We start from the raw sequence: 14,929 nt of genomic DNA, 5'->3' as shown, positions 1-14,929 counted from the left end.
GGGGTTCCTAAAATTTACCGATGTGTGTGTCGCCAGCGGCCCGCTGGAAATGCCGGACCTGGATCTGGAAACCGTTACGCAAGCCAACATAGAGGCTGTCCCCTGGGGTCAGCCCCGCAGCATTGGCCCAACGGGCCAGGTCGTCCTGCTCGAAGCCCAGCCAGAGGTCGCCGCAGGCGTCCCGCGCCCACCCCTGGTCATGGCTGCACAGCTCGGTGACCAGCAGGCTGCCGCCCGCTTTCACCCGTTTGGCCAGCAGGCGCAAGGCCAGGGCCGGGTCGCTGAAATGGTGCAACACCATGTTCAGCACAACGCAGTCGGCTTCCACATCCGTTGCACCCAGTGCATCGGCCAACTGCAGGTTTACATTATCCAGGCCTTCGCGTTCGCAGACCTGGCGCGCCAGCTCGAGCATGGTCGGGCTGTTGTCCATCGCCGTGACCCGGGCGAAACGCCGGGCCAGGTCGGGCAGGAAACCGCCGTCGCCGGGGCCGACTTCCAGGGCGCTGGCGCTGCTGGCGAAACTCTGCTTGTCGAGCAGGGCCAGCAGGCTTTCGCGGTATTGCGGCACACCGGCGATCAGGTCCTGCTGGGCGCGGAATTTCTCTTCGATGCGCTGGAAGAAGTCCTGGCTGGTGGCCGCGCGGCGTTGCTGCACCTGCACGATACGCGCCTGGACGTCCTGCGGCAGGGCCAGTTCGTCGATCTCCTCGAGCAGCGCGGCATGCAGGCGACCGCCATGGCGCAGGCTGTCGGGCAGGGCGCGGCGGTAGAAGATCGCGTTGCCTTCGCGGCGCGTGGCCACCAGTTCCGCCTGGGCCAGCACCTTGAGGTGGTGGCTCATGCCCGACTGGCCGATGTCGAAGATCTGCGCCAGCTCGAGCACGCCGAACGAATCGCTGGCCAGCGCCCGCAGGACATTCAGGCGCAGCGCATCGCCACTGGCCTTGCACAGGGCAGCCAGGGTATCGCTTCGCTGGGGAATGTCGTGCGCACGCAGGTTCATGGGGCGCCAGTCTAGTCAGGCATCGTTGCCCTGGCAAGGCAATATCAAAAAGTTTTGATATTGCCTGATCGATGGCCGGAGCCAGGCTTTGTAGCCGTGGGAGCGGGTTCACCCGCGAAAAGCACGGCATCGATCTCGAGTTTTTTACCCGAAGTGCCACTCAATCACAGGAAAAATCCCCGACTGCGACCATCCGTCATTGCTCCCAGGCCCCCAGTGGGCGAAAATGGCCGCCTTTTTTCGTTACACCACCTCTTCAAGCCTCAGGAGACCAGCGATGCCCAGCCGTCGTGATCGTGCCAACGCCATTCGTGCCCTCAGCATGGATGCCGTGCAAAAGGCCAACAGCGGCCATCCAGGTGCCCCCATGGGCATGGCGGATATCGCCGAAGTGCTTTGGCGCGACTATCTCAAGCACAATCCGAGCAACCCGAACTTCGCCGACCGTGACCGCTTCGTGCTGTCCAACGGCCATGGTTCGATGCTGATCTATTCGCTGCTGCACCTGACCGGCTACGACCTGTCGATCGACGACCTCAAGGCGTTCCGTCAGCTGCACAGCCGCACCCCGGGTCACCCGGAGTACGGCTACACCCCGGGTGTCGAGACCACCACCGGTCCGCTCGGCCAGGGCATCGCCAACGCCGTGGGCTTCGCCCTGGCGGAGAAAGTGCTGGCAGCCCAGTTCAACCGTGAAGGCCACCAGATCGTCGACCACAACACCTACGTGTTCCTGGGCGATGGCTGCATGATGGAAGGGATCTCCCACGAAGTCGCCTCGCTGGCCGGCACCCTGGGCCTGAACAAGCTGGTCGCCTTCTACGACGACAACGGCATCTCCATCGATGGCGAAGTCCACGGCTGGTTCACCGACAACACCCCGGCGCGTTTCGAAGCCTACAACTGGCAGGTGATCCGCAACGTCAACGGCCACGACGCCGAAGAAATCAAGATGGCGATCGAGACGGCGCGCAAGAGCGACCGTCCGACCCTCATCTGCTGCAAGACCATCATCGGCTTCGGTTCGCCGAACAAGCAGGGCAAGGAAGACTGCCACGGCGCACCGCTGGGCAACGACGAAATCGCCCTGGCGCGCAAGGAACTGAACTGGAACCACGGTCCGTTCGAAATTCCTGCCGATATCTACGCCGAGTGGGACGCCAAGGAGGCCGGTGCCAAGGCCGAAGCCGAGTGGAACCAGCGCTTCGATGCCTACGCCAAGGCCTTCCCGGAACTCGCCGCCGAGTTCAAGCGCCGCGCTGCCGGTGACCTGCCAGCCGACTTCAGCGAGAAGGCCCAGCAGTACATCAACGAAGTCGCCGCCAAGGGCGAAACCATCGCCAGCCGCAAGGCCAGCCAGAACACCCTGAACGCATTCGGCCCGCTGCTGCCCGAGTTCCTCGGCGGTTCGGCCGACCTGGCCGGCTCCAACCTGACCCTGTGGAAGGGCTGCAAGGGCGTCGAAGCCGATGACGCCAGCGGCAACTACGTGTTCTACGGCGTGCGCGAGTTCGGCATGACCGCCATCATGAACGGCGTCGCCCTGCACGGCGGCCTGGTCCCCTACGGCGCCACCTTCCTGATGTTCATGGAATACGCCCGCAATGCCGTGCGCATGTCGGCCCTGATGAAGCAGCGCGTCATCCATGTCTACACCCACGACTCCATCGGCCTGGGCGAAGACGGCCCGACCCACCAGCCGATCGAGCAGCTGACCAGCCTGCGCAGCACCCCGAACCTGGACACCTGGCGTCCGGGCGATGCGGTCGAGTCGGCCGTGGCCTGGAAAGCCGCCCTGGAGCGCAACGACGGTCCTTCGGCGCTGATCTTCTCGCGCCAGAACCTGCAGCACCAGGACCGCGACGCCCAGCAGATCGCCGACATCGCCCGTGGCGGCTACGTGCTCAAGGACTGCGCCGGCGAGCCTGAGCTGATCCTGATCGCCACCGGTTCCGAAGTGGGCCTGGCCGTGCAGGCATTCGACAAGCTCAGCGAGCAGGGCCGCAAGGTCCGCGTCGTGTCGATGCCGAGCACCAGCGTGTTCGACGCCCAGGACGCCGCGTACAAGCAATCGGTCCTGCCGCTGGAAGTCGGTGCGCGCATCGCCATCGAAGCCGCCCATGCCGACTTCTGGTACAAGTACGTCGGCCTCGAAGGCCGCGTCATCGGCATGACCACCTACGGCGAATCGGCCCCGGCCGCCGCGCTGTTCGAGGAGTTCGGCTTCACCCTGGAGAACATCCTGGGTACTGCCGAAGAGCTGCTGGAAGACTGATGCACCCGGGAGGCCTTGTGCCTCCCGCCTGATCGCGGGACAAGCCCGCTCCCACAGGGTACCGGCGTACCCTGTGGGAGCGGGCTTGCCCCGCGATGGTCGTTCAACGTACCTGCACGTGAGCATCGAATGCCCCACCCCCGTCCCTACAAGGTTGCACTCAACGGTTACGGCCGCATCGGCCGCTGTGTCTTGCGCGCGCTGTTCGAGCGAGGGGCGACGGCCGGTTTCGAGATCGTTGCGCTCAACGACCTGGCCGACCAGGCCAGCCTTGAGTACCTGACACGCTTCGACTCCACCCACGGGCGTTTTCCCGGCGAGGTGAAGGTCGACGGCGACTGTCTGCATATCAACGGCGACTGCGTGAAAGTCATGCGCAGCGCTACCCCTGAAGGCATCGACTGGGCAGCGCTGGGCATCGACCTGGTGCTGGAATGTTCCGGTGCCTACAACACCCGTGCCGACGGCCAGCGCTTTCTCGATTCCGGTGCGCCGCGCGTGCTGTTCTCGCAGCCCATGGCCAGCGAGGCGGACATCGATGCCACGGTGGTCTACGGCATCAACCAGGACTGCCTGAGCGGCGACGAACTGCTGGTCTCCAACGCTTCCTGCACCACCAACTGCGGCGTGCCGCTGCTGCGTGTGCTGGACCAGGCCTTCGGCATCGAGTACGTGCAGATCACCACCATCCACTCGGCGATGAACGACCAGCCGGTGATCGACGCCTACCACCACGAAGACCTGCGCCGCACGCGCTCGGCGTTCCAGTCGGTGATCCCGGTGTCCACCGGTCTGGCGCGCGGTATCGAGCGCCTGTTGCCGGAACTTGCCGGGCGAATCCAGGCCAAAGCGGTACGTGTGCCGACCGTCAACGTCTCGTGCCTGGACATCACCCTGCTGACCGCCCGCGACACCACTGCCGCCGAGGTCAACCGGGTGTTGCGCGAGGCCGCGCTGGACGGCCCGCTCAAGGGCCTGCTGGCCTACACCGAGTTGCCCCACGCCAGCTGTGATTTCAACCATGACCCGCATTCGGCCATCGTCGATGCCAGCCAGACCCGCGTCTCAGGCCCCCGCCTGGTGAACCTGCTGGCCTGGTTCGACAACGAATGGGGGTTCGCCAACCGTATGCTCGACGTTGCCGAACACTATCTGCACGTCGTCCACCAAACCCGCAGCAAACAGCCCTGAAGGACTGCATTCATGACCGTGTTGAAGATGACCGACCTCGACCTGCAAGGTAAGCGCGTACTGATCCGCGAAGACCTCAACGTGCCTGTGAAGGACGGTGTGGTAACCAGCGATGCGCGTATCCTGGCAGCGCTGCCGACCATCAAGCTGGCCCTGGAGAAGGGCGCGGCACTGATGGTCTGCTCGCACCTGGGCCGTCCGACCGAGGGCGAGTTCTCCCAGGAAAACAGCCTCAAGCCGGTCGCCGACTACCTGAGCAAGGCGCTGGGCCGCGAAGTCCCGCTGGTGGCCGACTACCTCGACGGCGTCGAAGTCAAGGCCGGTGACGTGGTGCTGTTCGAGAACGTGCGCTTCAACAAGGGCGAGAAGAAGAACGCCGACGAACTGGCGCAGAAGTACGCCGCCCTGTGCGACGTGTTCGTGATGGACGCCTTCGGCACTGCCCACCGTGCCGAGGGTTCCACCCACGGCGTGGCCAAGTTCGCCAAGGTTGCCGCTGCCGGCCCGCTGCTGGCGGCCGAGCTGGATGCCCTGGGCAAGGCCCTGAAGGCCCCGGCCAAGCCGATGGCGGCCATCGTCGCCGGCTCCAAGGTCTCGACCAAGCTTGACGTGCTCAACAGCCTGTCGACCGTCTGTGACCAACTGATCGTCGGCGGCGGTATCGCCAACACCTTCCTCGCCGCTGCCGGTCACCCGGTCGGCAAGTCGCTGTACGAGCCTGACCTGGTCGAGACCGCCAAGGCCATCGCCGCCAAGGTCAGCGTACCGCTGCCGGTCGATGTGGTGGTCGCCAAGGAATTCGCCGAGAGCGCCGAAGCCACCGTCAAGGCCATCGCCGACGTTGCCGCCGACGACATGATCCTCGACATCGGCCCGCAGACCGCGGCCAACTTCGCCGAGCTGCTGAAGTCGTCGAAGACCATCCTGTGGAACGGCCCGGTCGGTGTGTTCGAGTTCGACCAGTTCGGCAACGGCACCAAAGTGCTGGCCAAGGCCATCGCCGAAAGCGCCGCGTTCTCCATCGCCGGTGGTGGTGACACCCTGGCCGCCATCGACAAGTATGGCGTTGGCGCCGATATCTCCTACATTTCTACCGGTGGTGGCGCATTCCTCGAGTTCGTCGAGGGCAAGGTCCTGCCGGCCGTGGCGATCCTGGAAGAGCGGGCCAAGGCCTGATGCCGAAGGCGCCTGGCAAAGGGAGCGACCTGATGGTCAAGCAATTGCCTGTGATGGTCCTGGCTGTGCTGCTGGGCGCCTGCTCCAGCGGCATGGCGCCGGACAGCGAGCCTGCCGGCGAGCCCAAGGGCGGCTGTTACCAGTCGCAGTGGCAGGCGGAGACGGTGCCGGTGATCAACAAGCGCCTGGGGCCGGACGGCCTCGAGAAGTACGACGAAGAACACCAGCGCAAGGCGCCCGGCTGCCCTTGATCGGACAGCGGGCAACCGATGGGCTGTTTTGTGGTCTTGAACAGAAGGTCCGTGGTACGGCCTCGAAGCGAGGATATTTGATGAAAGCGCTGCTGGCCGTACTGGCCCTGGCGACCCTGGCAGGATGCTCCTTGCTGCAACCGTCGCAACCTGCCGCGACGGACAACTGGACCCGCTGGGTCTGCGACAGCCAGGCCGAAGTGCTGTGGCGCTTCGCCGACGCCTCGCAGCAGTCGGTCGATGTCCGCCTCGGTGGCGCCGACCAGGTCTACCGCCTCAAGGCGCAACCTGGTGCTTCCGGCGCGCTGTACAGCGATGGCGTGCTCGCCTTCCACACCAAGGGTAATGAAGGCCTGGTGTACTGGGAAGCGACCAACGATCTGATCGGGCGGGGCTGCAAGGCACCGTGATTGGCCGGACCGCCACGACGGTCCACAACTACTTGAACAGCAACCGCCCCTGCGGCAGGCTTGCACGAAACAACGACGCTTGTCGGGAGAGAGATACACAATGGCACTCATTAGCATGCGCCAGATGCTGGACCACGCCGCCGAGTTCGGCTACGGCGTTCCAGCTTTCAACGTCAACAACCTCGAGCAGATGCGCGCCATCATGGAAGCCGCCGACAAGACCGACTCTCCGGTCATCGTCCAGGCCTCCGCCGGTGCCCGCAAGTACGCCGGTGCTCCCTTCCTGCGTCACCTGATCCTGGCGGCGATCGAAGAATTCCCGCACATCCCGGTGTGCATGCACCAGGACCACGGCACCAGCCCTGACGTGTGCCAGCGCTCGATCCAGCTGGGCTTCAGCTCGGTGATGATGGACGGCTCGCTGAAGGAAGACGGCAAGACCCCGTCCGACTACGAATACAACGTGCGCGTCACCCAGCAGACCGTGGCATTCGCCCACGCCTGCGGTGTGTCGGTCGAAGGCGAGCTGGGCTGCCTGGGCAGCCTGGAAACCGGCCAGGCCGGTGAAGAAGACGGCGTCGGCGCCGAAGGCATCCTGGACCACAGCCAGATGCTGACCGACCCGGAAGAAGCCGCCGACTTCGTCAAGAAGACCCAGGTCGACGCCCTGGCCATCGCCATCGGCACCAGCCACGGTGCCTACAAGTTCACCAAGCCGCCTACCGGCGACATCCTGGCGATCGACCGCATCAAGGCGATCCACCAGCGCATCCCCAACACCCACCTGGTGATGCACGGCTCGTCCTCGGTGCCACAGGACTGGCTGGCGATCATCAACGAGTTCGGCGGCGACATCAAAGAGACCTACGGCGTGCCGGTCGAAGAGATCGTCGAAGGCATCAAGCACGGCGTGCGCAAGGTCAACATCGATACCGACCTGCGTCTGGCCTCTACCGGTGCGATCCGTCGCTTCCTGGAGCAGAACAAGTCCGAGTTCGACCCTCGCAAGTACTTCGCCAAGACGGTCGAGGCCATGCGTGACATCTGCATCGCCCGTTACGAAGCCTTCGGTACCGCAGGCAACGCGTCGAAGATCAAGCCGGTTTCGCTGGACGAGATGTACCTGCGTTACGCCAAGGGCGAGTTGGCTGCCAAGGTCAACTGATCGCTGGCTGGATGAAAGAACCCGCAGAAATGCGGGTTTTTTTTCGCCTGGCCGAATCGATCTGGCGGTATCTCGGCAAGCAGGGCGACCATTAGTCGGCTATTTTGTGTTTATGACTTGATAGCGATCTGATTGCATTGCGTCCTGCGAAGTCAGGTCTAGAGTAGTGAATCGGATCCAATTACAAGATGAAGTCGGTCGGACAAGAGAAGCGGCATGGATGGAGCTCAACCCGCAGCACCGGAAGGCAGCTCAGTGCTGCTGGTGGTCGATGATTACCCGGAAAACCTGATCAGCATGCGGGCATTGCTCGCCCGCCAGGATTGGCAGGTACTCACCGCAAGTTCTGGAATGGAAGCGCTGAGCACCTTGCTCGAACACGAAGTGGACCTGGTCCTGCTCGATGTGCAGATGCCCGAGATGGACGGTTTCGAAGTCGCTCGCCTGATGCGCGGCAGTCAACGCACGCGCCTGACCCCGATCATTTTCCTCACCGCCAACGAGCAATCCCAGGCCGCCGTGCTCAAGGGCTATGCCAACGGCGCGGTGGACTACCTGTTCAAGCCGTTCGATCCACAGATTCTCAAGCCGAAGGTCCAGGCCCTGCTCGAGCAGCAGCGCAACCGGCGCATGCTGCAGCGCCTTGGCCTGGAGCTCGAGGCGGCGCGGGCGTTCAACGCTTCCATCCTGGAAAACGCTGCCGAAGGCATCCTGGTGGTGGACGAGTCAGGCGACATCAGTTTCGCCAATCCGGCCATCTCGCGGCTGCTGCAGCTTTCGGTGGGAAAGCTGCGCGGCGCTCACGTGCTGGACCTGATCCAGTTGCCGAGCGCCGCATTGTGGCGTGACTCGGACTTCTACCAGGCCTACCTGGGGCGGCAGATCTTCCGCGTGCACGATGCCCAGTTGCGCACGCCCGGCGGCCCGCTGATCCCGGTGGCACTGTCGTGCGCGCCGCTGCCGGCCGAGCAGAAGGCCATGGTGGTGACCGTGCTGGACATGTCGGTGGTGCGCAGCCTGCACCAGCAGCTTGAGCACCAGGCCGTGACCGACCCGTTGACCGGTCTGCTCAACCGGCGCGGCTTCTACCAGACGGCCGAAGGTGCACTGCTGCGCAACGAGCGCCCGGACAAGGTTCAGGCCCTGATGTACATGGACCTCGATGGCTTCAAGCGGATCAACGACTCGCTCGGCCACGAGGCGGGCGACCAGGTGCTGCGCTGGGTCGCCGAGCAGCTCAGGGACTGCCTGGGCAGCCAGGCGATGCTCGGGCGCATGGGCGGCGACGAGTTCACTGCGCTGTTCGACGGCTTGCCCTACCCGGAGCAGGCCGGGCGCTACGCCGAGACCTTGATCGAGCGCATGTCCACCTGCCCGCAGGTGGACGGCCAGGATGTCTGCCTGGGCGTCAGCATCGGCATCGCCACCTATCCCGACTGCGGCGCCACCGTCGAAGGGCTGCTGCGGGCGGGCGATGCGGCGATGTATGCCGCCAAGCGCGCCGGTCGCCAGCAATACCGCTTCTACGACCAGGAACTCAACGGCCGGGCACGCTCGCGGCTGATGCTCGAAGACAGCGTACGCGCCGCCATCGAGCACAAGGATTTCACCCTCGTCTACCAGCCCCAGGTCGGCTTCGCCGACGGCCGTCTGCGTGGCTTCGAGGCGCTGCTGCGCTGGCGTCACCCGAGTGTCGGCGACGTCCCGCCAGGGTTGTTCATCCCCCTGCTGGAGGAGGCGCGGCTGATTCACCGGCTGGCCAGCTGGATCTACAGCAAGGGCGCGGCGCAGCGCCATGAATGGCGCCAGGTGTTCGCCGAGGACGTGGTGCTGGGTATCAGCCTGAGCCGTGCGCAGTTCACCCAGCCGAACCTGGTCGACGAGTTGCGCAAGGTGATCGAGGCGCAGGGCCTGGCGCCGACGCAACTGGAGGTGGAGGTGGCGGAAACCTCGCTGATGTACGACATCGACGCCGCTGCCAGGCAGGTCAAGCGCCTGCGCGAACTTGGCGTGCGCGTGGCGCTGGATGACTTCGGTGCCGGCGACTGTTCCCTGCGCATGCTGCGCGACCTGCCGATCGACACCCTGAAGCTCGACCGCCACCTGGTCGCCCGCCTGCCCGATTCGCAGGTCGATGCCGCGCTGGTGCGCACGGTCATCGCACTGTGCGCGGACTACGGCATCACGGTGATCGCCGAGGGGGTGGAAACCGACGTCCAGGCGCAGTGGCTGCGCGCCAATGGTTGCGCCTATGTGCAGGGCTTCCTGGTCGCGCGGCCGATGACGGCAGCGGATGCGCGGGGCTTTCCGATGGTTTATCGCTGGGACGCCATGGCCTGAGCCTCACAGCTCATGGGCGAACGGCAGGTCCGGGCCCACGCGCGAGCAGGTGATCGCTGCTGCCCGGATGGCAAAGCCGAGCATACCGTCGATGGCTTCGCGCTCCAGCGCCGCCAGCCCTGCGGGGCTGTCTGCGCCGAGGCGGGCGAGGTAGGTCAGCACGGCGGCCTGGAAGGTGTCTCCGGCACCGACAGTGTCTTTCACTGCCAGCGAGGCATCGGCCGGGCGGGTCCATGAACCCTGTGCGCAGTGCACGCTGGCGCCATCTGCGCCATGGGTGACGAACACCAGTCGGCAGCGGTCGTTGAGCCAGCTGCGGGCCACCTCGGCGGGGTCGCGATCCGGGTAGAGCAGCGCGAGGTCTTCCTCGCTGGCCTTGATCAGGTGGGCGTGGGCGGCGAAGGCCTGCACCTGGCGCCGCCACAAGGCCACGTCGGGTTGAGGGTTGAGGCGAACGTTGGGGTCGAGGCTGATCAGGCGCTGTGCGCTCTCGCGCTGTACCAGCGCCAGCAGGGTATCCGCCACGGGTGTCACGACCAGGGTGTAGGAGCCCACGTGCAGGCCGCGAACCTCGTCACCAAGCGTCGGCAGGTGCTCGAGGCGCACCTGGCGGTCGGCACAGCCATCCCCGCGGAACTGGTATTGCGCCGAACCATTGGCATCCAGGCCGACCATGGCCAGGGTGGTCGGTGCATCGCTGATCACCAGGTGGCGGCAATCGACCTTTTCCTCTTCCAGTACCCGCCGCAGGCGGGCGCCAAGATAATCGGCGGACAGGCCACCGAACAGCGCCGAATCCACGCCCAGCCGGCGCAGGCCGACCGCGACGTTGAACGGCGAGCCGCCGGCAATTGCCTTGAAGCCCAGTTCGCTGCTGCGCGGGCTGTCATCCAGGCTGAACACATCGAACAGGGCTTCGCCACAGACCAGGTACATGAAATTCTCCGAAACGAAGTAGACGGGCAGGATACCTGCGATCAGTGCGCAGGCAGCTGCGAAAGGTAATGTTGATAGGCCGATTCATAGGCCCCTTGCTGCTCGGGCCGAGGCGCCGTGCGGGTGCTTTCGTCCAGTTCGACGCAGCGTTGGCACAGGGTTTCGAGGCTGTCGCCGGCGTCGAGCCTGCGGCCCAGGCTCCACGCGGCCTGGATCGCCGCACCCAGGGCGGCGGCTTCGGTCTGGCGTGGGCAGACCACCGGTAGACCGAGCAGGTCGGCGAGCGTCTGGCGCCACAGCGGGCTTTTGGCCGCACCGCCGACCAGGCGGATTTCCTCGCCTTGCAGGCCACTGGCACGCAGCAGGTCGAGCCCGTAGCGCAGGCTGAAGCAGGTGCCCTCGAGCACGGCGCGGCAGAGGTTGGCGCGGGTCAGGTTGCTGCTGGTCATGCCATGCAGGCTGGCGCTGGCCTCGGGCAGCGCGGGCACGCGTTCGCCATTGAAGAACGGCAGCAGCAACAGGCCTTCGGCGCCGACAGGGGCCTGTGCAGCGAGTTCGCTGAACGCAGGCAGGTCCAGTTGCAGCAGGTCTTGCACCAATGCGCAGGCGCTGGTCAGGTTCATGGTGCAGATCAGCGGCAGCCAGCCTCCGGATGAGCCGCAGAAGGTCGCGACTTCACCATGGGGGCTGACCTGCGGCTGGTCGGTATGGGCGGCCAGGGTGCCGGACGTACCGAGGCTGAGGGTGATCATGCCGGGGCGAATGTTGCCGGTGCCGATGGCGCCAAGCATGTTGTCGCCGCCACCACTGGCCACCCAGGCCGTGGTGTCCAGGCCCAGGGCCCGGGCTGCCGAGGGTTGCAGGGTGGCGATGCAGGCACCCGGCTCGACCAGCTCCGGCAGTGCCGCCAGCAGGCGTTTGCCCGGCTCGACCAGTTCCAGTACATCGGCGGCCCACGTGCGCTTGCGCACATCGTAGTAGCCGGTGCCCGATGCGTCGCCCGGTTCGCTGCAGGCCTGGCCGGTCAGCCAGTGGTTGAGGTAGTCGTGGGGCAGCAACAAGTGCTCGGCGCGGGTGAACAGTTCAGGGTGATGACGTTTGCTCCACAGCAGTTTGGACAGCGTATAGCCCGGCGCGATCACTAGCCCAAGGCGCTCCAGCGAGCCTGCGGCACCCCCGAGGGCGGCCAGCAGTTCTTCGTTTTCCGCCGTGCTCTCGGTATCACACCACAGCTTGGCCGGGCGCATTACCTGGCCCTGGCCGTCGAGCATGACCAGGCCGTGCTGCTGACCGGAGACGGCCAGTGCGCGGATGGCATGGCCCTCCACCCCGGCATCGGCAAGGGCATTGGCTACCGCCGTGCACAAGGCCTGCAGCCAGTCTGCCGGATCCTGCTCGCGGCGCCCGTGCTCGCCCTGCGGCGCCGCATGCGCCGCGCTGCCCAGCCCCAGTACGCGGCCGCTGCCTGCGTCGAGCACCAGGGCCTTGGTGCCCTGGGTGCCGCAGTCGATGCCGAGGAACAGTCCGTCCATATCGCCGCGCTCCGTCTCAGTCGCCCAGTATCCGGCGCAGGGTTTCACTCACGCCCACTTCGCGCAAGCTGTCGTACTGGCGCTCGAACGCCTCGACGAAGGCCCGCGAGCCGGGGATCGCCGTGCCGAAGATCGCCTCATCGCCCAGCACCCGTGCGGCCAGCCCTTCGCGCTGCACGACACGGGCCTGGCACTGGGCCGCGCGCGGGTCGGGAATGCTGTACACATTGCCTTTTTCATCCTTGCCGCCGAGGTACAGCGCCCAGGCGGCAACCACCAGCGCCACGCGGTCCAGCGGCTTGCCGTCGGCGATCAGGCGATTGGCGGTGGGGACGATGAACTTGGGGAATTTCGACGAGCCGTCCGAGCACACCCGCTCCAGCTGGTCGGCGATGGCGCGGTTGGAGAAACGTTCGGTCAGGCTATCCTTGTAGTGCGTCAGGTCGATGCCCGGTACCGGCGCTAGTTGCGGGGTCACGTCCTGGTCCATGAAGGTGCGCATGTAGCGGCGCAGCAGGTCGTCGGCGAGGGTTTCGTGGACGAAGCGATAGCCCTGCAGGAAGCCCAGGTAGGTCAGTGCCAGGTGGCTGCCGTTGAGCAGCTTGATCTTCATCTCTTCGTAGGGAGTGACGTCGTCGGTGAATTGCACGCCGACCTTCTCCCAGGCTGGGCGACCGCTGACGAACTTGTCTTCCAACACCCACTGCAGGAACGGCTCGCAGACCACCGGCCAGGCGTCCTCGACGCCGTGGCGCTCGGCCAGCTGGCGGCGGTGTTCGTCGCTGGTCATCGGCGTGATGCGGTCGACCATGGCATTGGGGAAGCTGACGTGCTGGTCGATCCACTGGGCCAGGTCATGGTTGAGCAAGTGGGCGAAGGCCAGCAGCGCCTTGCGCGCCACGGCGCCGTTGTGCGGAAGGTTGTCGCAGGACATCACCGTGAACGCGGCGGTGCCGGCCTCGCGGCGACGGCGCAGGGCCTCGCAGAGGTAACCGAACACGCTGCCTGGCTGGCTCGGGTTGGCCAGGTCGTGCTGGATCAGCGGCAGGTGCTCGAGGAACTCGCCGGTGCTGTCGTCGATGCAGTAGCCGCCCTCGGTGATGGTCAGCGAGACGATGCGGATGGCGGGGTCGCAAAGCGTGTCGAGTAGCGCCTGGCTGTCGCTTTCTGCCAGCAGCATGCCGCTGATGGCGCCGATCACACGCACCTCGGTGTCGGGGTTTTCGCCCAGCTCGAAGAGGGTGTAGAGGTGGTCCTGGCTGGCCAGGGCGTCGCGCATGGCGCGGTCTTCGCTGCGCAGGCCGGCGCCGCAGATCGCCCAGTCGAGGGCTTCGCCACGGTTCATCAGGGCGTCGGTGTAGGCGGCCTGATGGGCGCGGTGAAAGCCGCCGACGCCGATGTGCACGATGCCCTGGCGCAGCTGCGCCGGGTCGTAGGCGGGGCGTGCGACCGCGGTCGCCAGCTTGTCGAGATTGCGCTGGTTGAGTTTCATCGAAAAATCCTTGAAGACGGCTCAGGCCGCCTGTTGCAGTCGTTTGTCCAGGGCCTTGCCGGTGCTGTCGAACAGATGGCAGTGCGCCGGATCGAAGCTCAGTTCCAGTTGCTCGCCGTACTCGGGCGCGAAATCGCCACGGACCCGCACGGTGAGCATCTCGCCGGAGGCGCTGCGTACGTGGCAGTAGCTGTCGCTGCCCAGGCGCTCACTGACATCGGCGGTGACCTGCAGCGAGCCATGCTCGCCGTGACCGCTGCGGCTGATGCTCAGGTGCTCTGGGCGGATGCCCAGGGTGATCTGGCTGCCGGTGGCCAGTTCGCCTGCGCACAGCGGCAGGGCGATGCGGGCGCCGCACTCGAGGGCGACCTCGCACTGGTTGCCCTGGTTGCGGCTCAGGTGTCCGCGCAAAAAGCCCATCTTCGGTGTGCCGAGGAAGCCTGCGACGAACAGGTTGGCCGGATGGTGGTACAGCTCCAGCGGCGAGCCGACCTGCTCAATGCGCCCGGCGTTGAGCACCACCACCTTGTCGGCCAGGGTCATCGCCTCGACCTGGTCGTGGGTCACGTAGATCATGGTTGCGGCCAGTTCCTTGTGCAGGCGCGACAGCTCCAGGCGCATCTGCACGCGCAGGGCGGCGTCGAGGTTGGACAGCGGTTCGTCGAACAGGAAGATCTTCGGGTTGCGCACGATCGCCCGGCCAATCGCCACCCGCTGGCGCTGGCCGCCGGAGAGCTGGCGTGGCTTGCGCTCGAGCATCGGTTGCAGCTCGAGGATGCGCGCGGCGTTGTCGACCTTGCTGGCCACTTCGGTCTTGGGCACGCCGGCCAGGTCGAGAGCGAACGACAGGTTCTTGCGCACGGTCATGTGCGGGTACAGGGCGTAGGTCTGGAACACCATGGCCAGGTTGCGCTTGGCCGGGGCGGTGTCGGTGATGTCGACACCATCGAGGGTGATGCTGCCGCTGCTGACCTCTTCGAGGCCGGCGATCAGGCGCAGCAAGGTCGATTTGCCACAGCCCGATGGCCCGACGAACACCACGAATTCACGGTCGTGTACGTCCAGGTCGATGCCCTTGATGATGGCGTGGCCATCAAAGCCTTTTTGCAGGTTGCGGATCTTCAGGTCAGCCATGTCGAGTTACCTGTGCAGTGG

General features: G+C 65.7%; 12 protein-coding genes. 7 read left to right on the top strand and 5 right to left on the bottom strand.

The features are described from left to right. Positions 1 to 7 precede the first annotated feature (7 nt). Positions 8 to 1,006: an ArsR/SmtB family transcription factor gene (locus tag AC1TXO_RS24530; protein WP_486404123.1), complete on the bottom strand. Its 999-nt coding sequence runs from the start codon at positions 1,004 to 1,006 to the stop codon at positions 8 to 10. Positions 1,007 to 1,283: 277 nt separating this feature from the next. Here AC1TXO_RS24530 and tkt point away from each other — a divergent pair, with 277 nt between their 5' ends. The 7 genes from tkt (at position 1,284) to AC1TXO_RS24495 (ending at position 9,814) form a co-directional block, all read left to right on the top strand. Next, complete coding sequence (gene tkt, locus AC1TXO_RS24525) at positions 1,284 to 3,281, top strand: transketolase (RefSeq protein ID WP_486404122.1); 1,998 nt, start codon at positions 1,284 to 1,286, stop codon at positions 3,279 to 3,281. A 129-nt stretch (positions 3,282 to 3,410) separates the two neighbouring features. Further along, on the top strand, positions 3,411 to 4,472 hold the full coding sequence (epd, locus tag AC1TXO_RS24520) for an erythrose-4-phosphate dehydrogenase (RefSeq protein WP_486404121.1): 1,062 nt from the start codon (positions 3,411 to 3,413) through the stop codon (positions 4,470 to 4,472). A gap of 12 nt (positions 4,473 to 4,484) precedes the next feature. Next, positions 4,485 to 5,648 carry a phosphoglycerate kinase gene (locus tag AC1TXO_RS24515; RefSeq protein ID WP_486404120.1) on the top strand — a complete coding sequence of 388 codons (1,164 nt, stop codon included), beginning with the start codon at positions 4,485 to 4,487 and terminating at the stop codon, positions 5,646 to 5,648. After that, positions 5,648 to 5,899, top strand: coding sequence for a hypothetical protein (locus tag AC1TXO_RS24510; protein ID WP_486404119.1), 252 nt, complete (start codon positions 5,648 to 5,650; stop codon positions 5,897 to 5,899). Before AC1TXO_RS24515 ends, AC1TXO_RS24510 begins: the two co-directional genes overlap by 1 nt. An 80-nt stretch (positions 5,900 to 5,979) precedes the next feature. Next, on the top strand, positions 5,980 to 6,309 hold the full coding sequence (locus tag AC1TXO_RS24505) for an MliC family protein (protein WP_486404118.1): 330 nt from the start codon (positions 5,980 to 5,982) through the stop codon (positions 6,307 to 6,309). 100 nt (positions 6,310 to 6,409) lie between these two features. Further along, the gene (fba, locus tag AC1TXO_RS24500; protein ID WP_486404117.1) at positions 6,410 to 7,474 is read left to right on the top strand and encodes a class II fructose-bisphosphate aldolase; all 1,065 of its coding nucleotides are present in this window, start codon (positions 6,410 to 6,412) and stop codon (positions 7,472 to 7,474) included. Between the two features lie 216 nt (positions 7,475 to 7,690). After that, the gene (locus tag AC1TXO_RS24495; RefSeq protein ID WP_486404116.1) at positions 7,691 to 9,814 is read left to right on the top strand and encodes a putative bifunctional diguanylate cyclase/phosphodiesterase; all 2,124 of its coding nucleotides are present in this window, start codon (positions 7,691 to 7,693) and stop codon (positions 9,812 to 9,814) included. A 3-nt stretch (positions 9,815 to 9,817) separates the two neighbouring features. Here the strand turns inward: AC1TXO_RS24495 and AC1TXO_RS24490 are convergent, their stop codons facing one another. From AC1TXO_RS24490 to AC1TXO_RS24475, 4 genes are read right to left on the bottom strand one after another with little or no spacing between them, the layout of a single operon-like run. Continuing rightward, complete coding sequence (locus AC1TXO_RS24490; RefSeq protein ID WP_486404115.1) at positions 9,818 to 10,750, bottom strand: carbohydrate kinase family protein; 933 nt, start codon at positions 10,748 to 10,750, stop codon at positions 9,818 to 9,820. A gap of 41 nt (positions 10,751 to 10,791) precedes the next feature. Further along, entirely contained in the window at positions 10,792 to 12,282 is a 1,491-nt protein-coding gene (gene xylB / locus AC1TXO_RS24485) for a xylulokinase (RefSeq protein WP_486404114.1), read from the bottom strand. A 16-nt stretch (positions 12,283 to 12,298) separates the two neighbouring features. After that, positions 12,299 to 13,774 carry a mannitol dehydrogenase family protein gene (locus AC1TXO_RS24480; protein WP_486404113.1) on the bottom strand — a complete coding sequence of 492 codons (1,476 nt, stop codon included), beginning with the start codon at positions 13,772 to 13,774 and terminating at the stop codon, positions 12,299 to 12,301. A 21-nt stretch (positions 13,775 to 13,795) separates the two neighbouring features. Further along, positions 13,796 to 14,908, bottom strand: coding sequence for an ABC transporter ATP-binding protein (locus tag AC1TXO_RS24475; protein ID WP_486404112.1), 1,113 nt, complete (start codon positions 14,906 to 14,908; stop codon positions 13,796 to 13,798). Between the last annotated feature and the right edge of the window lie 21 nt (positions 14,909 to 14,929).

The sequence above is a fragment of the Pseudomonas sp. FA117 genome, assembly GCF_057370475.1.
The sequence above is the reverse complement of the archived record's forward strand: the minus strand, read 5'-3'. Positions and strand labels throughout refer to the sequence as shown.